The organism is Pseudomonas sp. NPDC012596, from assembly GCF_042902325.1.
GTDB lineage: Bacteria > Pseudomonadota > Gammaproteobacteria > Pseudomonadales > Pseudomonadaceae > Aquipseudomonas.
The window spans coordinates 77,856-97,688 of record NZ_JBIBEB010000024.1; the positions used below are offsets into that span (position 1 = coordinate 77,856).

20 protein-coding genes are annotated in these 19,833 nt (G+C 62.8%); 8 read left to right on the forward strand and 12 right to left on the reverse strand.

Features of this window, described 5'->3' with window-relative positions; all coding sequences use genetic code 11:
• Positions 1-27: 27 nt before the first annotated feature.
• From ACFY68_RS23895 to ACFY68_RS23910, 4 genes are read right to left on the reverse strand one after another with little or no spacing between them, the layout of a single operon-like run.
• Positions 28-1,119, reverse strand: a complete 1,092-nt coding sequence (locus ACFY68_RS23895; RefSeq protein WP_387532537.1) for a polysaccharide biosynthesis/export family protein — start codon at positions 1,117-1,119, stop codon at positions 28-30.
• The gene (locus ACFY68_RS23900) at positions 1,112-2,218 is read right to left on the reverse strand and encodes an ABC transporter permease (RefSeq protein ID WP_387532540.1); all 1,107 of its coding nucleotides are present in this window, start codon (positions 2,216-2,218) and stop codon (positions 1,112-1,114) included. Before ACFY68_RS23900 ends, ACFY68_RS23895 begins: the two co-directional genes overlap by 8 nt.
• A gap of 54 nt (positions 2,219-2,272) precedes the next feature.
• Entirely contained in the window at positions 2,273-2,926 is a 654-nt protein-coding gene (locus ACFY68_RS23905) for an ABC transporter ATP-binding protein (RefSeq protein WP_346615214.1), read from the reverse strand.
• A 13-nt stretch (positions 2,927-2,939) separates the two neighbouring features.
• Entirely contained in the window at positions 2,940-3,731 is a 792-nt protein-coding gene (locus ACFY68_RS23910; RefSeq protein ID WP_387532543.1) for an ABC transporter permease, read from the reverse strand.
• Positions 3,732-4,175: 444 nt separating this feature from the next.
• Here ACFY68_RS23910 and rfbB point away from each other — a divergent pair, with 444 nt between their 5' ends.
• From rfbB to ACFY68_RS23925, 3 genes are all read left to right on the forward strand, one after another.
• Positions 4,176-5,258: a dTDP-glucose 4,6-dehydratase gene (gene rfbB / locus ACFY68_RS23915; RefSeq protein ID WP_387532546.1), complete on the forward strand. Its 1,083-nt coding sequence runs from the start codon at positions 4,176-4,178 to the stop codon at positions 5,256-5,258.
• Entirely contained in the window at positions 5,255-6,154 is a 900-nt protein-coding gene (rfbA, locus tag ACFY68_RS23920; RefSeq protein ID WP_387532549.1) for a glucose-1-phosphate thymidylyltransferase RfbA, read from the forward strand. Before rfbB ends, rfbA begins: the two co-directional genes overlap by 4 nt.
• Before the next feature lie 168 nt (positions 6,155-6,322).
• Entirely contained in the window at positions 6,323-6,655 is a 333-nt protein-coding gene (locus ACFY68_RS23925) for a ComEA family DNA-binding protein (RefSeq protein ID WP_387532552.1), read from the forward strand.
• 553 nt (positions 6,656-7,208) lie between these two features.
• On the opposite strand, the gene ACFY68_RS23930 is transcribed toward ACFY68_RS23925, so the two are convergent.
• Positions 7,209-7,376, reverse strand: a complete 168-nt coding sequence (locus ACFY68_RS23930) for a DUF2897 family protein (RefSeq protein WP_016500979.1) — start codon at positions 7,374-7,376, stop codon at positions 7,209-7,211.
• A 182-nt stretch (positions 7,377-7,558) separates the two neighbouring features.
• On the opposite strand from ACFY68_RS23930, the gene pyrF reads away from it, so the two are divergent.
• Complete coding sequence (gene pyrF / locus ACFY68_RS23935; protein ID WP_346615209.1) at positions 7,559-8,260, forward strand: orotidine-5'-phosphate decarboxylase; 702 nt, start codon at positions 7,559-7,561, stop codon at positions 8,258-8,260.
• Between the two features lie 209 nt (positions 8,261-8,469).
• On the opposite strand, the gene kdsA is transcribed toward pyrF, so the two are convergent.
• The gene (gene kdsA, locus ACFY68_RS23940) at positions 8,470-9,312 is read right to left on the reverse strand and encodes a 3-deoxy-8-phosphooctulonate synthase (protein ID WP_346615208.1); all 843 of its coding nucleotides are present in this window, start codon (positions 9,310-9,312) and stop codon (positions 8,470-8,472) included.
• 158 nt (positions 9,313-9,470) lie between these two features.
• Positions 9,471-10,472 carry an NADP-dependent oxidoreductase gene (locus tag ACFY68_RS23945; protein ID WP_387532557.1) on the reverse strand — a complete coding sequence of 334 codons (1,002 nt, stop codon included), beginning with the start codon at positions 10,470-10,472 and terminating at the stop codon, positions 9,471-9,473.
• Between the two features lie 240 nt (positions 10,473-10,712).
• Between ACFY68_RS23945 and ACFY68_RS23950 the strand changes: the two genes are divergently transcribed.
• A complete protein-coding gene (locus ACFY68_RS23950) occupies positions 10,713-11,474 on the forward strand; it encodes an SDR family oxidoreductase (protein WP_387532560.1) in 762 nt (253 codons plus the stop codon).
• Here ACFY68_RS23950 and ACFY68_RS23955 read toward each other — a convergent pair.
• Positions 11,461-12,630 carry an MFS transporter gene (locus ACFY68_RS23955; protein WP_387532563.1) on the reverse strand — a complete coding sequence of 390 codons (1,170 nt, stop codon included), beginning with the start codon at positions 12,628-12,630 and terminating at the stop codon, positions 11,461-11,463. The two genes, ACFY68_RS23950 and ACFY68_RS23955, sit on opposite strands and share 14 nt — an antisense overlap.
• Positions 12,631-12,917: 287 nt before the next feature.
• Here ACFY68_RS23955 and ACFY68_RS23960 point away from each other — a divergent pair, with 287 nt between their 5' ends.
• Positions 12,918-14,315, forward strand: a complete 1,398-nt coding sequence (locus ACFY68_RS23960; protein ID WP_387532566.1) for a PLP-dependent aminotransferase family protein — start codon at positions 12,918-12,920, stop codon at positions 14,313-14,315.
• A 15-nt stretch (positions 14,316-14,330) separates the two neighbouring features.
• Here the strand turns inward: ACFY68_RS23960 and ACFY68_RS23965 are convergent, their stop codons facing one another.
• The 4 genes from ACFY68_RS23965 to ACFY68_RS23980 form a co-directional block, all read right to left on the reverse strand.
• A complete protein-coding gene (locus ACFY68_RS23965; RefSeq protein WP_387532569.1) occupies positions 14,331-16,163 on the reverse strand; it encodes an ABC transporter ATP-binding protein in 1,833 nt (610 codons plus the stop codon).
• Positions 16,164-16,226: 63 nt separating this feature from the next.
• Positions 16,227-16,784, reverse strand: coding sequence for a peptidylprolyl isomerase (locus tag ACFY68_RS23970; RefSeq protein WP_346615202.1), 558 nt, complete (start codon positions 16,782-16,784; stop codon positions 16,227-16,229).
• Positions 16,778-17,590, reverse strand: a complete 813-nt coding sequence (locus ACFY68_RS23975) for an alpha/beta fold hydrolase (protein WP_387532573.1) — start codon at positions 17,588-17,590, stop codon at positions 16,778-16,780. Before ACFY68_RS23975 ends, ACFY68_RS23970 begins: the two co-directional genes overlap by 7 nt.
• A 13-nt stretch (positions 17,591-17,603) precedes the next feature.
• Positions 17,604-18,527, reverse strand: coding sequence for a LysR family transcriptional regulator (locus tag ACFY68_RS23980; protein WP_387532576.1), 924 nt, complete (start codon positions 18,525-18,527; stop codon positions 17,604-17,606).
• Between the two features lie 48 nt (positions 18,528-18,575).
• Between ACFY68_RS23980 and ACFY68_RS23985 the strand changes: the two genes are divergently transcribed.
• On the forward strand, positions 18,576-18,890 hold the full coding sequence (locus tag ACFY68_RS23985) for a 3-phosphoglycerate kinase (protein ID WP_387532578.1): 315 nt from the start codon (positions 18,576-18,578) through the stop codon (positions 18,888-18,890).
• 109 nt (positions 18,891-18,999) lie between these two features.
• Positions 19,000-19,599, forward strand: a complete 600-nt coding sequence (locus tag ACFY68_RS23990) for an FMN-dependent NADH-azoreductase (protein ID WP_387532581.1) — start codon at positions 19,000-19,002, stop codon at positions 19,597-19,599.
• Positions 19,600-19,833: the final 234 nt, after the last annotated feature.

Consider the following 19,833-nt stretch of genomic DNA (forward strand, 5'->3'; position numbering starts at 1 on the left):
TGGCTCGACCAGTGATTTATATCAGACCTAGTTGTATGCGCCGACCGTGCGGCCAAGCAACATGGTCTGCACGATCGGCGAGATAACCTTTTGCCATTCATACACAGCCGCATTCGTGACATAAATCGTGTCATCTGGCTTAATCGCAATCTGCCGCGCATAGAAAATCGCCGCCGGATCACGCATGTCCAACCGCAGCACGGTCGGCTTGCCATTGGCTGCATCAGCCATGCGGAACACAAACACACCTTCCGGGTTCGCATTCTGCTCACGCAGCCCACCTACGCTACCCAGCGCATCCAGCAGGCTGGTGTTCTGGCTAGGCAGGTCCTTCAACCCTGGCTCACCCACCGCACCCATCGCCACAAACCGCTGACGCGCACGGTCCAGCACTACTTCCGAGTTCGGGCGCAGCACCATGTTGTTGCCCGCCAGAATGTCTTCATAGTTGAACTGCTGCACCTGTTTGCCGTTACGCACGGTCACGTTAACCAAGTGCGGTTCCATGACCGGGCCACCGGCCTGGTTGACGGCATCCAGCAGGGTCAGCGGACCTTGCAGGGTGCTGAAGCGCCCTGGGGTCTTCACTGCACCGGCAACCAATACCGAGCCGGACAGGTCACCGACCAGCTCAACGTGGGTTTGCACGTCGGTGGTGATGCCTTTGAGCTGGCGGCGGATCATGTTCTCGACCTCGTTGAGGGTCATGCCCGCAACGAACTGGCGGCCGACGTAGGGCAGCGACAGCATGCCCTGCGAGTCGATGCGCGTTTTCAGCTGGGTGCCGCCAGTTGCCAGGGGGGCGAACAGGGCGGAGCCTTCTGGGGCGGTATCGGCGATCAGCACGTTCAGCACGTCACCGGCGGCCAGGCGCACTTCGGCCGATACCGGCTTGGTGACCGAGGCCAGGGCAGGGCGCGGGGCGCCGAACATGAACGGCGCGATGGTGCTGGCGTTGATGTCGACGAGGTTGTACGCCTCGTTCTTGGTTTCGATCGTGCCCTTGTACGGGCCGGCGCCAGACAAGGTGCCGCCGCAGCCCGCCAGGCCCAGGGTCGCCAGGGCCAGTGCTGCCAGTTTCAGGTTGACGCGTTTGGAGACAGCCAGGGATTTAATCACGATGATCCTCGATCGAAGCCAGAATGAAGCGGGTGATGCCGAATACCATCAGCAGGCCAAGCAGGATGGTGGCCAGGTTGTACAGGCGCTCTGGGTACAGGGCGAGCTGCGGAGTGTTCGGGCTGACTACGGTCACCAGGGTGCGGATTTTCTTGCTCGCTTCGATGCGGGCATTGTCCAGCGCGGCGACGGCAGTTTTGTAGGTTTCTTCGGCAATGCCGGCGTCAAGCATCAGCTGCTGGTAGCGCGAAGCAACCACGTTCAGCTGCGAGCCCTGCGGCGACGACACCAGCAGGCGCTTTTCTTTGGCCAGCTGTTGGGTGATGGCCTCGACCTTCTGCTTCTGCTGGCGCACCTGGGGGGCGTTGGGGCGCAGCTTGAAGTTCATCTCGGTGAGCGATGCCTGCTCTTTGGTGTACTGGCCTTCAAGGTCGGCAATGATGGTCGCGCGGCTCTGCGCGGTGTTGCCACCGTCCAGTACCTTGTTGTCGTTCTGGAAGGTCAGCAGCTGGGTCTTGCGCTTGGCGTAGTTCAGGCGTGCGTTTTCCAGCTCGCCCTGGGCGAACTTCATCTGCTCGCGGGCAATGTTGTGGCTCACTTCGTTGACGAAGTGCTCACTGGCCTGAAGGATCTCGCGCAGCATCTGCTCGGAAAGCTCCGGGGTGAACGCTTGCACTTCTACACGCAGCAGGCCGGTGGTTTCGTCGTAGTGGGCCGACACCATGCGCTGGTAGTACTCCAGCAAGTCTTCGCGCGGGGCGTCCTTGTCGAGCCAGAAGAACACGTCACCGCGCTGGGTGGTGTACTGCTCGATCCAGTGCAGTTTGTTTTCCAGCAGCAGCATCATGTCCATCGAAGTGATGTATTCGCGCAGGTACAGGGTTTCTTCGCGCGAAGCCGGGTTGGCGCCGGTCAGCAGGGTGGCCAGGCCAGGCACCTGGGCGCCCTGGTTGTTGCCGTCCTGGCGTACCACCACCTGGGCGGAGCTGACGAAACGGTCGACAGCGAACACGCCGTAATACACGGCCGCCAGGATCATTGGCAGAACCACCATGGCCAACGCCAGGCGCCAGCCCTTCTTGTTACCCGTACTGCTCATAGTTGGATGCATCCTTGATATGGAACGGTGCTGCTGAATTGGAAGAGGGTTTGCTCAGCTGTTGTAAGCCTTGATGCCTTCGGCGACGTCTTCGTACACCTGGATGCCGCCGTCACGTACCAGCAGCACGATGTCGCACAGCTTTTCGATCTCGGGCATGGAGTGGGAAACCAGCACCACGTTGGCTTTTTGCAGCTTTTCTTTGAATACGTCGGCGCACTTGCGCTTGAACTGCGCATCGCCCACCGACATCACTTCATCGATCAGGTAGTAGTCGAAGTCGAAGGCCATGCTCAGGCCGAATGCCACGCGTGAGCGCATGCCCGAGGAGTAGGTCTTGATCGGTTCGTCGATCCAGTCGCCGATTTCGGCGAACTCCTGCACGTAACGAATCTTTTCGCGCATCGCATCGCCCGTCGCGCCGTATACACGGCACACGAACTTGATGTTGTCGCGCCCGGTCATGCTGCCCTGGAAGCCGCCGGTCAAACCTACCGGCCACGAGATGCTGCGGTCGGTGACGATGGTGCCGGAGTCGGGCACGTCGGCACCGCCCAGCAGGCGCATCAGGGTCGACTTGCCGGCGCCGTTGCGGCCGATCAGGCCGATGTTCTTGCCGGGCGGGATGGCCAGCGACAGGTTGCGGAAGACGTACCGGCGACCATTGGGCGTCAGGTAGGACTTGGTGACGTTTCTGAGCTCGAACACGGGTGGCCTGTACTTAACCGTTCTTGGTGGAAATCAGGTGCATCCTGCGGGCGCGGTAGGCCCCAAGGGACAGGAACAGCAGAACCATGGTGAAGGCGATGACATAGGTTTCGGACACGCCATCGACCGGGGTGTAGTGCGGCAGCACCTCGGCGCGGATCAGCTCGAGGATGTGCAGGAACGGGTTGAGCAGCAGCACCGGCATCATCGCGGGAGGGAGGTAGGCTGCGGGGATCAATACGCCAGAAATGAAGTACAACGGGAAGAAAGCCATGCGGATGACGATCTTCAGGCTGGGCAGGGCGTGGGTAATCAGGGCCAGCAGCATGCCAAGGCCGAAGGCGAATAGCAGGCCCAGCAACAAATTGGCTACCCATTGCAGCGGGCTATGCACAGACATGTCGAAGCCGAACCAGGCGAAGCCGAACACCAGAATGGCGTATACGGTGGCTGCAACGCAGGTTTCCACGATCACTCGGGCAACATACGTGTCCAGCGGCTTGATCTGTTTGTAGCCGAATAGCGAGCGGTTTTCGCGCAGGCTGTCCATCAGGCGCAGTGCAGTGTTGCGGTAAAGCAGGAACGGCGCCATGCCGACCAGGATGAAGACCGGGTACTCGACGCCGGAAACGGTGCGCCCGCGCAGCATGCTGAACAGCAAGGAGAAGATCAGCAGGTGGCAGATCGGTTCAAGCAGCAGCCAGACGGCACCGAGCCGGCTAGAGCCGAGACGGGAGCGCGCTTCACGCAGCACAAGGGCGAAGATGACCGATTTCTGAATCTGGAGGGAGGAACGAGGCTTCAAGATGGTAACCGCAAAGCAAAGCAGCGCGCCAAAGGCACGCCGGGATTCATCTTCAGGAAAGGACCGAGCCCGTCGGCGTTGTGCCGGGGTATGTTCCGGAGACTTCCATGTTCTAAGGGCGGCGAGGTTAAGCGCGAGAGGGTATAAGCGTCAAGGTCGTACCACGTCTTTATCGGAAAGTTCCTACCGATTATTCGGCTATTTCTGCCGTTAATCGTGTTTCATGGGACACGCATGATGGCGTTTTGCCTGGCAACTACCGGGTGTCGTTTTAATGAATTTGGCGACCGGTGGTATCCGGGTGGTCGGTAGGGCTTCTTTTTCCCCCGCGCAAAATTACCCACCCAACCATCCTGCGACAGCGTGCGCCGCCGATAACGCTTTCATCAATCGCGTTTACACTTACGTCACTTCTTACCACCAGCTCGGGAATGACCTGACCCTATGACAATCCTGGTAACCGGCGGCGCCGGCTTCATCGGTGCGAACTTCGTGCTGGATTGGGTGAGCCAATCGGGCGAGACGATCATCAACCTGGACAAGCTCACCTACGCCGGCAACCTGCAGAGCCTGGCCAGCCTGGAAGGCAACCCGCAGCATGTGTTCGTGCAGGGCGACATTGGCGATGGGCCGTTGGTGCAGCGGCTGCTGGCTGAACACAAGCCGCGGGCGGTGCTCAACTTTGCTGCCGAATCGCATGTCGACCGCTCCATTCATGGGCCGCAGGCGTTCGTCGAAACCAACGTGGTCGGCACCTTCCAGCTGCTCGAAGCGGTGCGTGCCTACTGGCAGGGGCTGGACGACGCGGAGCGTGCGGCGTTTCGCTTCCTGCATGTGTCCACCGACGAGGTGTATGGCTCGCTGAAGGCTGATGAACCGGCGTTTACCGAAACGCATCAGTACCAGCCCAACAGCCCTTACTCGGCGAGCAAGGCGGCCAGCGACCACCTGGTGCGCTCCTACCACCATACGTACGGGCTGCCGGTGCTGACCACCAACTGCTCGAACAACTACGGGCCGCTGCACTTCCCCGAAAAACTCATCCCGCTGATGATCGTCAACGCGCTGGCGGGCAAGGCGCTGCCGGTGTATGGCGACGGCCAGCAGATTCGTGACTGGTTGTACGTGAAGGACCACTGCAGCGCCATCCGCCGTGTGCTGGAGGCTGGCAAGGTGGGCGAGGTGTACAACGTGGGCGGCTGGAACGAGCAACCCAACTTGGACATCGTCAACCGCGTGTGTGCGCTGTTGGACGAGCTGCAACCGCGTGCCGACGGCAAGCCCTACGCGCAGCAGATCACCTACGTTACCGACCGCCCCGGGCACGACCGCCGCTACGCCATCGATGCGCGCAAGCTCGAACGCGAGCTGGGCTGGAAGCCGGCGGAAACCTTCGAAACCGGCATCCGTAAAACGGTGCAGTGGTACCTGGACAACGCAGCGTGGGTCGAGGGCGTGCAGTCGGGCAGTTACCGCGAGTGGGTTGAAACGAATTACACCGGGCGTTCAGGGAAGTACGAAAAATGACCACGATCTCACAGCGTAAAGGCATCATTCTGGCAGGCGGTTCGGGCACCCGCCTGCACCCGGCAACACTGGCCATCTCCAAGCAGTTGCTGCCGGTGTACGACAAACCGATGATCTACTACCCGCTGACCACTTTGATGCTGGCGGGCATCCGCGACATTCTGATCATCTCCACCCCGCAGGACACGCCGCGTTTCGAGCAGTTGCTGGGCGATGGTCACCAGTGGGGTATCAATATCACCTACGCGGTGCAGGCATCGCCAGATGGCCTGGCGCAAGCGTTCATCATTGGCGAGCAGTTCATCGGCAACGACCTGTCGGCTTTGGTGCTGGGTGACAACATCTATTACGGCCACGACTTCCACAAACTGCTGGACGGCGCCATGGCGCGTGGCGAAGGGGCGAGTGTGTTCGCTTACCACGTGAACGACCCCGAGCGGTATGGCGTGGTCGAGTTCGACGCGCACGGCAAGGCCATCAGCCTGGAAGAGAAACCGCTGAAACCCAAATCCAACTATGCGGTAACTGGGCTGTACTTCTACGATCAGGACGTGATCGAGATGGCCAAGGGGCTTAAACCCTCGGCGCGCGGTGAATTGGAAATCACCGACCTCAACCGGCTTTATCTGGAGCGTGATCAGCTGTCGGTGGAAGTGATGGGGCGTGGCTATGCCTGGCTCGACACCGGCACCCACGACTCCCTGCTTGAAGCCAGTGGTTACATTGCCACACTCGAACGCCGCCAGGGCCTCAAGGTCGCCTGCCCGGAAGAAATGGCTTTCCGCCAGAACTGGATCGATGCAGAGCAGCTGCAAGCCCTGGCTGCGCCGTTGAGCAAGAATGGCTATGGGCAGTACCTGCTGCGCTTGTTGCGCGACCCTATCCTGCAGGGTTGAAGGCCTTGTGCACGCTTGCCGTGGGAAGTTTCACCGGTAAGCGTGCAACATGTTGTGACGTCTGATTTGGTAACCATTCCCCAGTGGGTTTAGTGCCTGTGAGCCGCTAGTTTGAGGGGGCAGCCAAGGAAACTGCTGCACGCAAACTCAACTCACAGGAGTGACCTCATGCGCAATATTGTCCTCAATTACCTGCTGTTGCCGCTGTTCGCCGGTTTGTCGTTCTCTGTTGCTGCCGCGCCGGGGGCCGCGACGATGCCCAAAGAGCCGGTGCCGGTGGTTAGCCAGATGGATGTGGCGGCGGCCAAGGTGAACCTGAATACGGCGGATGCCTTGACCCTGCAGAAGGAGCTGAATGGCATCGGCAAGGCCAAGGCGGAAGCCATCGTCGCTTACAGGGATGCCCATGGGCCGTTTGCTTCGGTGGATGAGCTGCTGGAGATCAAGGGGATTGGCAGTGCATTGCTGGAGCGGAATCGGGACAAGGTTATGGTGGAGTAGGGCGTTGGAGCGCCAGGCACGGGTGCTGTAGGGCCCTGGAGATTGAGCGCCGGGCCAGGCGTAAATGCTATAGCGCCCATGAGATCGAGCGCCGCCTGCGCGGCGCATCGCGAAGCGCCTGCCTTGAGATCTTCAGCGCCTTTGAGATCGAGCGCCGCCCGCGCGGCGCTTCGCGGGGCAAGCCCGCTCCCACATTTGTTGCAACGCGCCGTTCCAGACAGGCCATGGTTGTCCGCCTTGGCGCATGGCGGAAGACAGGTGGGGCGACAGCAGCGCCAGCCGAAAAATCGCGTCGTACCAACAAGGCTGACAACTATGGCCTATCAGGCCATGGCACGTTGCAACAAATGTAGGAGCGGGCTTGCCCGCGATGCGCCGCGCGGGCGGCGCTCGATCTCAACATCGCTGTAGAGCGCGCGGCGAACACCTGAATCCCCCGTAAATCGGCCGGCGTACACCCGAATCCCCCGTAAATCTGCCGGCGAACACTGGCCCCCCGCCAATCCCCCGGCGAACACCCGCATTCACCGCAGGCACAGCCGCGACGTAACTCCTACCTATCCTGCGCATCCTTGGCATCCGCCTCGGCATTGCGCTCATGCACCTTGCGCAATTGCTCATCGGTCAGGGGCAGCTTTTTCGCTGTGTCGCGCAGCATCATCAGCCCACCGACGATCGAGCCGAGGGCTATGATGAGTATCAGCCAGGCATACCAAGGCATTGTCGTTCTCCTATGAGCATCGGGGGCATTGCGTGTATGAAATTTTGAGCAAATACCTTGACCGTTGGTTCAATTATAGGACCGAGACCAAGCCGGGCCAATTCTAGTGACCCACGGCCCCCAAAGGCACCGCCACTTCGTTTACAATGCGCGCCGTTTTCGACTTGCCAAGAGACCCGACCATGTCCGCCTGCCAGACGCCCCTGATCGTCGCCCTGGATTTCCCAACCCGTGAAGCCGCCCTGAAGCTGGCCGACCAGCTCGACCCTGCCCTGTGCCGGGTCAAGGTGGGCAAGGAGCTGTTCACCAGCAGTGCTTCGGGCATTGTCGAAACGTTGTGTGCGAAGGGCTTCGAGGTGTTCCTCGACCTCAAGTTCCACGACATCCCCAACACCACCGCCATGGCGGTGAAAGCGGCGGCCGAAATGGGCGTGTGGATGGTCAACGTGCATTGCTCGGGCGGCCTGCGCATGATGTCGGCCTGCCGTGAAGTGCTGGCCCAGCGCAGCGGCCCACAGCCGTTGCTGATCGGCGTGACGGTGCTTACCAGCATGGAGCGTGAAGACCTGGCCGGCATCGGCCTGGATATCGACCCGCAGGAGCAAGTGCTGCGCCTGGCTGCACTGGCCGAGAAGGCTGGCATGGACGGGCTGGTGTGCTCGGCGCTGGAAGCCACGGCCTTGAAGGCGGCACACCCGTCGCTGCAACTGGTGACACCGGGTATCCGCCCGGCCGGCAGCGCCCAGGATGACCAGCGCCGCATCCTGACCCCGCGCCAGGCACTGGATGCCGGTTCCGACTATCTGGTAATCGGTCGCCCGATCAGCCAGGCGGCAGACCCTGCGCAGGCCCTGGCGGCGGTGGTGGCGGAAATTCGCGGCTGATAGAGGGCGCCGCAATATCTGTGGGAGCGGGCTTGCCCGCGAAGCAGGCGGTGCGGTGAATGGCACCGGCTTTGCCGGTGATCGCGGGCAAGCCCGCTCCTACAAGGATCGCGACAGGTTCTGAAGTTTTGGGCAATAAAGCTGGGCTTGCGGGATAAAAAAAGGGCCGACATGCAGTGCGCATGTCGGCCCTTTTTGTTGCCCTTGGATCAGGCAATGACCAGTGGCTGGAAGCCTTTGATTAGGTCGTCCAGTGCCTTGATCTGGGCCAGGAACGGCTCCAGCTTGTCCAGCGGCAGGGCGCTTGGGCCGTCGCACTTGGCTTGGTCCGGGTTGGGGTGCGCTTCCAGGAACAGGCCAGCCAGGCCAACGGCCATGCCCGCGCGTGCCAGGTCGACGACCTGTTCGCGGCGGCCACCGGAAGCAGCGCCCGACGGGTCGCGGTTCTGCAGGGCGTGGGTCACGTCGAAGATGATCGGCAGGTTGTCGCAGGTGCGCTTCATCACGCCGAAGCCGAGCATGTCGACCACCAGGTTGTCGTAGCCCATGCAGGTGCCGCGGTCGCAGAGGATCAGCTGGTCGTTACCGGCTTCCTTGAACTTGTGCACGATGTTCTGCATCTGCGAAGGGCTGAGGAACTGCGGCTTCTTGATGTTGACCGGCTTGCCGGTCTTGGCCAGGGCGACCACCAGGTCGGTCTGGCGGGCCAGGAAGGCGGGCAGCTGCAGTACGTCGACCACTTCGGCGACTGGGGCGCATTGGTAGATTTCATGCACGTCGGTGATGATCGGCACGCCGAATTCGGCCTTCACCTTTTCGAAGATGCGCAGGCCTTCTTCCATGCCAGGGCCACGGTAGGAGTGGATGGACGAGCGGTTGGCCTTGTCGAAGCTGGCTTTGAAGACGTAGGGGATGCCCAGCTTCTGAGTGACGCGCACGTATTCTTCACAGGCCTTCAGGGCAAGGTCTTCGGACTCGAGGACGTTGATGCCGCCAAAAAGGACGAACGGGGCGGAGTTGGAGCACTCGATGGTTGGGGTGATCTTGATCATGGTCTTCTCTGTAAATCCCTGTCACTGATTCAGTGGCGATGGGCAATCTTACAAGATCTCGGCTGCCTGTGCCGACGCTTTCGCGGGTGCAAGCCCGCTCTCACAGGCCCCCCGCTGAAGTTGAATAGGGGAAGCGTCGGCACAGCCTTACAGCATCCTCAGACCTTCAGCACCAACTTGCCAAAGTTCTCGCCGCTGAACAGCTTGAGCAATGTCTCGGGGAAGGTCTCCAGCCCTTCCACCACATCCTCCTTGCTCTTGACCTTGCCAGTGGCCAGCCAGCCGGCGATTTCCTGCGCTGCCTTGCCGTACTCCTTGGCGTGGTCCATCACCACAAAGCCTTCCATGCGCGCACGGTTCACCAGCAGCGCCAGGTAGTTGGCCGGGCCTTTGACCGCTTCCTTGTTGTTGTACTGGCTGATCGCGCCGCAGATGACGATGCGGGCCTTGAAGTTGATGCGGGTGAGCACCGCATCTAGGATCTCGCCGCCAACGTTGTCGAAGTACACATCAACGCCTTGTGGGCACTCGCGCTTGAGGCCGGCCAGCACGTCTTCGGCCTTGTAGTCGATGACGCCGTCAAAGCCCAGTTCGTCCTTGAGGTACTGGCATTTCTGCGCGCCGCCGGCGATGCCGACTACGCGGCAGCCTTTGAGCTTGGCGATCTGGCCGACGATGCTGCCGACCGCGCCCGCAGCGCCGGAGATGACCACGGTTTCACCGGCCTTGGGCTGGCCCACATCGAGCAGCGCGAAATAAGCGGTCATGCCGGTCATGCCCAGGGCCGACAGGTAGCGGGGCAGGGGGGCGAGCTTGGGGTCGATCTTGTGCAGGCCCTGGGGCTCACCGGTGAAGTAGTCCTGTACACCGAGGGCGCCGCTGACGTGGTCGCCGGGCTTGAAGTCGGGGTGGTTGGAGGCAACCACTTCGCCCACGCCGAGGGCGCGCATCACTTGGCCGAGGCCCACGGGCGGGATGTACGACTTGCCTTCATTCATCCAGCCGCGCATGGCCGGGTCCAGCGACAGGTACAGGTTGCGCACCTGGATCTGGCCATCGGCGGGGGCCTGCGCGGGTACGGTCTCGAAGGTGAAGTCGTCACGGCGTACGGCGCCGACGGGGCGTTTGGCGAGCAGGAAGCGGCGGTTGGTCTGGGTCATGGCAGGGTCCTTGAGGGCAAGAGGCTAAGTAGGCAATTTAACGCGGTGATGCCGGTTGGTCTGCAAAATCACTGGAAAGCATGGTAGCCCAACCGCTGGGCTGATGATGCTGCCCAGTTGGATGAGTGGCTGACTAGACTCTGGTCAAACCCGCGGCCTGTTATGTGTGGGAGCAGCCATGTGCCGCTCCCACACACAGGCAATAGCCCGCTTTTAACTTTTATCCGCTTGGAGCTAACGATGAGCATGACCTTTTCCGGCCAGGTAGCCCTGGTCACCGGCGGCGCAGCAGGCATCGGCCGGGCGACGGCACTGGCGTTCGCCCGGGAGGGCCTGAAAGTGGTGGTGGCCGACCTCGATCCCGTTGGCGGCGAGGCCACGGCGGCCCTGATTCAACAAGCCGGTGGCCAAGCGCTGTTCGTGGCCTGCGACGTGACCAAGGACGCTGATGTGCGTCACTTGCACGAACAGGCCATCCAGGCCTATGGCCGCCTGGACTACGCCTACAACAATGCCGGTATCGAGATCGAGCAGGGCCGCCTGGCAGAGGGCAGCGAGGCGGAGTTCGACGCCATCATGGGCGTCAATGTGAAGGGCGTCTGGCTGTGCATGAAGTACCAGCTGCCCCTGCTGCTGGCCCAGGGTGGTGGGGCGATCGTCAATACCGCCTCGGTGGCCGGTTTGGGCGCAGCGCCGAAGATGAGCATCTACAGCGCTTCAAAGCATGCGGTGATCGGCCTGACCAAGTCGGCGGCCATCGAATATGCCAAGAAAGGCATCCGCGTGAACGCGGTGTGCCCGGCGGTAATCGACACCGACATGTTCCGCCGGGCCTACGAGGCCGACCCGCGCAAGGCCGAGTTCGCTGCGGCGATGCACCCGGTCGGGCGTATCGGCAAGGTCGAGGAGATCGCCAGCGCCGTGCTGTACCTGTGCAGCGATGGTGCCGCTTTTACCACCGGGCATAGCCTGACGGTAGATGGTGGGGCTACTGCAATCTGAGGGGGGCGCTGTCGGCGCTGTCGCGAGCGGACACTACCAAGGCCAGTGCCACAGCTGCACACCCCAGCAACAGCACACCCCCGAACATCAGCAACGCCATCCCCGACCCCAGCCGATCACTCAGTACCCCAGTGAAGATCACCGGGACGCTGAACCCCAGGTAGGCGAGCAGGAAGAACCCGGCACTGGCCCGGGTTTTCTCGCTGCCCGCCAGCTGGTTCACCGCCGCCAGCCCGCCCAGGTAAATAAAGCCATAGCAGGCGCTACTGGCCGCCACCGCGCCCAGCAGCACGGCGCCCAGCTGCCCTGCGTTGGCGCCCCAGGCCAGCAGTGCATAGCTGCACGGCAGTATTGCCAGGCCCAGCAACGTGGCCTTGGTGCTGGCCATGCGCCGCGCCAGGGGCTGGAACAGCAGGCCGCAGCTGGTGACGCAGAACGTCGAAAAACCCGACCAGGCGCTCAGGCCATGCTGGCGCAGTATGCCCGGCAGCAAGGCGATGACCAGGCCGGTGCCGGCCCAGGCCAGCAGAATCGCCAGGCCATACACCGCGCTGCCGCGTGGATAGAAGGGCAGGCGCAGCATGGCGCCACGTTGTGCCGGGCGTGGGTCGGGCAGGCGCCAGGTCAGTATCAGGGCGATGCCAGCCAGCACCAGTTGCAGATGAAAACTGCCGGGTGTCAGGCTGGGCCCGCGCAGCAGGAACAGGCTGGTCAGCGCCGCACCCAGGCCAAAGCCCAGCGAGGTGCTCGCGGTCACCCAGTTGGCGGCGCGGGCGCTGCTGGCGCCACCCATCAATTCGCCCATATAGGCCGTTGCAGTGGCTGTGGCCAGGCCGGTACCCAAGCCCAGCACCAGTCGCGCCAGGGCCAGCGTCTGAAGGCCTGGTGCCACCAGCATGAGCAGAGTAGCCAGCATCGACAGCAACAGTGCGGCGATTATCAACGGCCGCCGCCCAACCCGGTCGGCCAGGCCGCCCAGGGCCAGCAGCACGGGGAGCACACCTACCACATAAGCGGAAAAGGCCACTGCTGTGGCGGCGGCACCTTGGCCGGAGAGGTCGGCGTAGGTGATGTACAGCGGGGCCTGCAGGTTGACTGCCAGGGTGATCAGGCACAGCGCAAAGGCCAGCAGGGCAGGGTTGGAGCGCGGGGGCATGGCAGGGTCCTGGTTTCGGGGTTGTGAGTACCGGCCCTATCGCCGGCAAGCCGGCTCCCACAATGGCCCAGGCGCCTGAGGATTCTGGACTGCCCCCAACAAGTTGGACACCAATCCAACCCTGGGGGCAGTCCAATGGCCCAGGCGCCTGAGGACACTGTGGGAGCCGGCTTGCCGGCGATAGGGCCGGTACTGCCAACAGTGCTGCCAAGCCGAACCCTCAACAAGGCACACCACAATCCTATTTATGCTTAACTGTTCGCTCAAAACTACCAAACACCAAGCCCATGCACCTTCCCCTGGACCGCCATAGCCCAACCCCCCTGGTAAAGCAGCTCACCGACCACCTGCAAGCCTGGATCGAACAGCAGCGCCTGCGCCCCGGCGCGCGCTTGCCATCGATTCGTGCGCTGGCACGCGACCAGGCCGTCAGCGCCTCTTGCGTGATCGAAGCTTACGATCGCCTGGTCGCCAGCGGCTGGCTCGAAGCCCGGCACGGCACCGGCTTCTTCGTCGCTGAGCGCAAATCCGCCATGGCCGCGGACGACGCGCCGGTGTGGGACGAAAGCGGTAATGGCAGCTGGCGCCAATTTCGCGAAGGCCATGATCAGTTGCTCAAACTCGGCTGCGGCTGGCTGCCCAGCGCCTGGCGGGCGGACGCCGAACTGGCGCAGGCCATCCGCCAGGTCAGCCGCGGCAACCCGCAGGACTTGTTTGACTACTGCCCACCCCTGGGCCTGGCCAGCCTGCGCCTGCAGCTGCACAAGCGCCTGGCGCGGCTGGACATCGCCGCCGCCCCCGAGCGCATCCTCACCACCCAGGGCGCCAGCCATGGCCTCGACCTGCTGGTGCGCACGCTGCTGCGCCCAGGCGACACCGTGCTGGTAGAAAACCCCGGCTACTACAACCTCTACAACCTGCTGCGCCAGCACCAGGTGCGCATGCTGCCGGTGCCGCGCACGGTGGCGGGGCCCGACATCGACGTGCTTGAGCGCTTGCTGGCGCAGCACCGGCCCCGCTGCCTGTTCGTCAACAGCCTGTATCAGAACCCGACCGGCACCAGCCTGGCGCCCAAAGTGGCCTACCGCCTGCTGGAGCTGGCCCGTGAGCACGACCTGCGCATCGTCGAGGACGATATCTACGCCGACTTCCAGGACGGGCCAGCCACACGCCTGGCCACCCTCGACAGCGAGCAACGGGTGATCTACATGGCCAGCTTCTCCAAGACCCTGAGCAGTTCGCTGCGGGTCGGTTACCTGGTGGCCGACCCGCCGCTGCTGGCGCAACTGGCCGAGCTGAAAATGGTCAGCGGCATCGGCACCTCGCGCTTCGCCGAACAGGTGGTGGGGCAGATGCTCGCCAGCGGCAGCTACCGCAAAAGCACCCAGCGGTTGAGGGGGCGCCTGGCCCAGCACATGGCCAAGCTGCTGGGGCAGCTCGAACAGTACGGTTGGCAGGTGTTCTGCGAGCCTTACGGCGGCATGTTCGTCTGGGCGCGGGTGCCGGGGCGCGACTTCGCCAGCCTTGAGCAACTGGCCTTGCAGCATGACGTGCTGCTCACCCCGGGCAGCGCCTTCGACTTCGAAGGCGCTGCCAGCGAGTGGCTGCGCATCAATGTCGCCTATGGGCAGGACTCACGTGCCCAGGCCTTCCTCCAGCACGCTGGCACCGGCCTTAAAAGCTGAAGGGCAGGCGTGGCGTCAATCCACGCCGACGAAGCCACCGGTCTGGTGATGCCACAAGCGGGCGTACAACCCTTGCTGTTCCAGCAGTTCGCTGTGGCTGCCACTTTCGACGATGTGCCCTTGGTCCAGCACCACCAGGCGGTCCATCCGCGCAATGGTCGACAGGCGGTGGGCGATGGCGATCACCGTCTTGCCTTGCATCAGGGTTTCCAGGCTTTCCTGGATTGCCGCTTCAACTTCGGAGTCCAGCGCTGAGGTGGCCTCGTCCATGATCAGGATCGGCGCGTTCTTCAGCAGTACCCGGGCAATCGCGATGCGCTGGCGCTGGCCACCGGACAGCTTGACCCCACGCTCACCCACATGCGCATCGAAGCCGGTGCGGCCCTGGGCATCCGACAGTTGCGGGATGAACTCGTCGGCACGCGCCCGGCGCACGGCCTCGCGCAACTCCGCCTCGCTGGCGTCGGGGCGCCCGTACAGCAGGTTGTCGCGGATCGAGCGGTGCAGCAGCGAGGTGTCCTGGGTGATCATGCCGATCTGCGCGCGCAGGCTGGCCTGGGTCACTTCAGCGATGTCCTGGCCGTCGATCAGGATGCGCCCGCCCTGCACGTCGTAAAGCCGCAGCAGCAGGTTGACGAGGGTCGATTTGCCGGCGCCCGAAGGCCCGATCAGGCCGATTTTCTCGCCCGGGCGGATGTCCAGGTTCAGCGCTTCGATCACGTTGCGCGCCTTGCCGTAATGGAAGTCGACGTCATCGAAACGCACGGCGCCACGGCTGACTTTCAGCGGCGCTGCATGGGGCTTGTCCGTCACGGTGACCGGCTGGGCGATGGTCTGCAGGCCGTCCTGGACCATGCCGATGTTCTCGAAGATGCCGTTGACCACCCACATGATCCAGCCCGACATGTTGACGATGCGGATCACCAGGCCCGTGGCCAGGGCAATGGCACCCACGGTGATCAGCGATTGGCTCCACAGCCACAGGGCCAGGCCTGTGGTGGTGACCACCAGCAAGCCGTTGAGGGTGGTGATGACCACGTCCATGCTGGTGATCACCCGTGAGGCCAGCTGGGTTTTTTCGGTTTGCTCGCGGATCGCCTCACGGGCGTACTGCTGTTCGTAGTCGGTGTGGGCGAACAGCTTGAGGGTGGCGATGTTGGTGTAGCCGTCGACGATGCGCCCCATCAGCTTGGAGCGGGCATCGGACGAAATCACCGAGCGTTCCTTCACCCGTGGCACGAAGTAGAACAGCGCGGCCACGTAGCCGGCGATCCAGATCAGCAGCGGCAGCATCAGCCGCCAATCGGCCTCGGCGAACAGCACCAGCGAGGTGATCGCGTAGATCAGCACGTGCCACAGCGCGTCCACCGCCTGCACCGCCGAGTCACGCAGCGAGTTGCCGGTTTGCATGATGCGCTGGGCAATGCGCCCGGCGAAGTCGCTCTGGAAGAAATTCAGGCTCTGCTTGAGCACGTAGGTGTGGTTTTGCCAGCGGATCAGGCTGGTCATGCCGGGGTTGATGGTCTGGTGCACCAACAGGTCGTGCAGGCCGAAGAAGATTGGCCGCAGCAGCAGGACCACCACCAGCATCCACATCAGCTCGCCGCTGTGCTCGCTGAAGAAGTTGGCATTGGGTGTGCCCTGGGCCAGGTCGATGATGCGGCTGAGGTAGCTGAACATCGCCACCTCAATCAGCGAGGCGACCAGGCCGACCACCAGCAGGGCGAGAAAACTCGGCCACACCTGGCGCAGGTAATAGAGGTAGAACGGCCACACCTGGGTGGGTGGCGACTCGCTGGGCGCGTCGCGGAAGATGTCGATCAGTTGCTCGAAACGGCGGTACAGCATGGGTGACAACACTCCTGTTCAACCCGACCCTCAGGCGGTTTCACGTCCTTGTGAAGCCTGCGGTCAGTCGATGCGTTTGGCAGACTTGATGAACACCGGGTCGGCCGGCACATCGCGCATGCCTTTCTTCACGGTGGTGGGGGAATTGACGATCTGGTCGACCACTTCCATGCCCTTGGTGACTTTGCCGAACACCGCGTAACCACGGTCACGGCCGGGGTTGAGGAAGTCGTTGTCGGCCACGTTGATGAAGAACTGGCTGGTGGCCGAGTTCGGGTCGGAGGTGCGGGCCATCGACAGCGTGCCGCGGGTGTTCAGGAGGCCGTTGCCGGCTTCGTTGCGGATCGGGTCATTGGTTGGCTTCTGGTTCATCTGCTCGGTAAAACCACCGCCTTGCACCATGAAGCCCGGGATTACGCGGTGGAAGATGGTGTTGTTGTAGAAGCCGCTGTCCACGTACGCGAGGAAGTTCTTGGTACTGATCGGCGCCTTCTCGGCATTGAGCTCGATTTCGACCTGACCGAAGCTGGTGTCCAGCAACACGTGAGGGGTCTTGTCGGAGGCCATGACGCTGGTGGCGAACGCGACCGAGCAGGCGGTGAGCAGGAGTTTTTTCAGCATGGGCTCAATGATCCTTGAGAGGTGGAAGCGGCTGCGAGGAACTGCAGCAAAGTCTGGTTGAAGACCTCGGGTTGATCGAGGGGCGTAGCGTGCCGGGAATCGTCGATGACTACCAGCTTTGCCTGGGGTATCAGGGCCACGTAACGCTCTTTAAGGTGTATCGGGGTGTAATCGTGGTCGGCGGCGATCACCAGCGTGGGACAGCGAATCTGCCCGATGCGTTCCTGCACGCCCCAGTCGACGATGGCGTCGAAGCTCTTGAGGTAGGCGCGTTTGTCGTTGCGCGCCCAGCGCTCGGCCATCTTTTGGCGCAAGTTGGCCTGTTCGGGCTTGGGGAACAGCCGCTCGGCCAGGCCCTTGCCCACCGTTTCGACACTGAGGATGCGCGCCATGCCCCAGCGCTTGGCCCACCACACCCAGTCGCTGCGGGTGCGGCGCTTGACCTCGGGGGCGCTGTTGACGATGCACAGGCTGCGCAGCCATTGCGGGTGGTCGACGGCAAACTGAAAGCCCACCATGCCGCCCATGGACAGCCCCACGAAGTGCACGGGGCCTGTCTGCAGGTGCTCGAGCAGTGCCAGCAGGTCGGCGCTGAAGGTGGCGATCTGGTAGCCGTCACGGGGCTTGTCGGAGCGGCCGTGGCCGCGGATGTCCATGAGGATCACCCGGTACTGGCGGCTCAGTTCGGGTACTTGCAGCTCCCAGTCCTGGCTGCTGGAGCCCAGACCGTGCAGCAGCACCAGGGGTTCGCCCTGGCCGTATTCCTGATAATGCAGCGAGCATCCTTCATGTTCGAAATAGGCCATGGGCGCGGTCCTCTCAGGCTTGCGGGGGGGCTGCGAAGGGCACGTCCAGGGGCGCGGTGTCGAAATTGCGCAGCAGGTCGATGAGAATCTGCGTGGCCGGGCCCAGGGTCTTCTCTTTGCTCGAATAAAGGTAGAACAGTGGGTGGCGGCTGCCACCCTGATCGAGCGGCAACGGCTTGAGCACGCCATCGCGCAGCTCGCGCTCGATCATGTGCCGCGGCAGCCAGGCAAAACCCAGGCCGCTGCTGACGAAGGTAGTGGCGGTGCCCAGGCTGCCGACGGTCCAGCGCTGTTCGGCGCCCAGCCAGCCGACATCGCGCGGCTGGGCGCGGCCCGAGTCGCGAATCACCACCTGCAGCTGGCTTTCCAGGTCCTGGAAGGTAATCTCCCGGCCCAGGCGGTGCAGGCTGTGCTCGGGGTGGGCGACGGCGACGAACTCTACCGCGCTCAATTCCGTGCCCAGGTAGCCGCCTATGCTGTAGCTGCTGATGGCAAGGTCGGCGATGCCTTCGTGCATCACTTCTTCGACCCCCGACAGCACCTCCTCACGCAGGCGCACCCGGCAACCGCGGCTTTGCGGCATGAACGCGGCCAGGGCGCGCACCAGGCGGGCGCTGGGGTAGGCGGCATCGACCACCACGCGCACTTCGGCTTCCCAGCCCTGTTCCATGTGGTGGGCCAGGTCTTCGAGCTGGCTGGCCTGCTTCACCAGGTGCCGCGAGCGGCGCAGCAGCACATTGCCGGCCTCGGTCAGCACGGCCTTGCGGCCATCGATGCGCAGCAGCGGCACGCCCAGCTGCTCCTGCATGCGCGCCACCGTGTAGCTGACCGACGACTGCGACCGGTGCAGGGCTTCGGCGGCCTGGGCAAACCCGCCGTGATCGACCACTGCCTGCAGGGTCCGCCACTGATCCAGGGTTACGCGCGGCGCTTTCATCTTTGGCTCCTGTTGTCCTAAGCTGCGCTCTCACAAGGAGAGCGCCCCATGAAAAAATGTTGTGCGGCAATTTTGCTGTGCCTGCCCCTTGGGGCCATGGCTTACCCCATTGATGTGGAGAAGGAACTGACCGGGGTCAAGCTGGACTACAACGCCTACGACACCGCCTACGACATCGGTGCCATTACCCTGAACAACTATGGGCAAGTGCCGGCGGCCTGCAAGGTGACGTTCCGCAATGGCCCGGAGGCGCCACGGGTGCGCCGGGTGAATGTGCCGGCCGGCCAGAGCGTGGATGTAACGGCCAAATTCAACCGGCAGATCATCAAGCTGCGCATTGCGCTGGACTGCAAAGCGCAATAAAACGGATTAATCGATAGATTGAACCCACTTTTTACGCTTTTTTATCGATAGGTCAAGCCTTAATCTTCCCTCCATCGAATCGCACCCTATTTGCCGATGGAGGCACCCCATGTCCCGCGTACTGATCATCGAAAGCAGCGCCCGCCAGCAGGATTCCGTATCCCGTCAACTGACCCGGGACTTCATCGAGCAGTGGCAAGCGGCGCACCCGGCTGACGAAATCACCGTACGCGACCTGGCCGTCACCCCGGTGCCGCACCTGGACGCCAACCTGCTGGGTGGCTGGATGAAGCCTGAAGAACAGCGCAGCGCCGCCGAGCTGGACGCACTGGCGCGTTCCAACGAATTGACCGATGAGTTGCTGGCCGCCGATGTACTGGTGATGGCTGCGCCGATGTACAACTTCACCATCCCGAGCACCCTGAAGGCCTGGCTGGACCACGTGCTGCGTGCCGGCATCACCTTCAAGTACACCCCAACCGGCCCACAAGGCCTGCTGACTGGCAAGCGCGCCATCGTCCTGACTGCCCGTGGCGGCATCCACGCCGGTGCCACCAGCGACCACCAGGAACCGTACCTGCGCCAGGTAATGGCATTCATCGGCATCCACGATGTGAACTTCATCCATGCCGAAGGCCTGAACATGAGCGGCGACTTCCACGAGAAAGGCCTGAACCAGGCCAAGGCCAAGCTGGCCGCGGTGGCCTGAGCTTCAACGCATTCCCAACCCTGACACCTTGTTTGCTCCTTTGGGTGTACCTGCCCGGCCTCGATGGCCGGGTTTTTTTTTGCCTTTACTGGCCCCATCGCCGGCAAGCCGGCTCCCACAGTGAGATCACCGCTGTGCCTGGACTGCCCCCAAGAAGTTGGACACCAATCCAACCCTTGGGGGATCTATGGGTAAGTACACCGAGCAATTCAAGCTCACAGCGATTACAGCCTA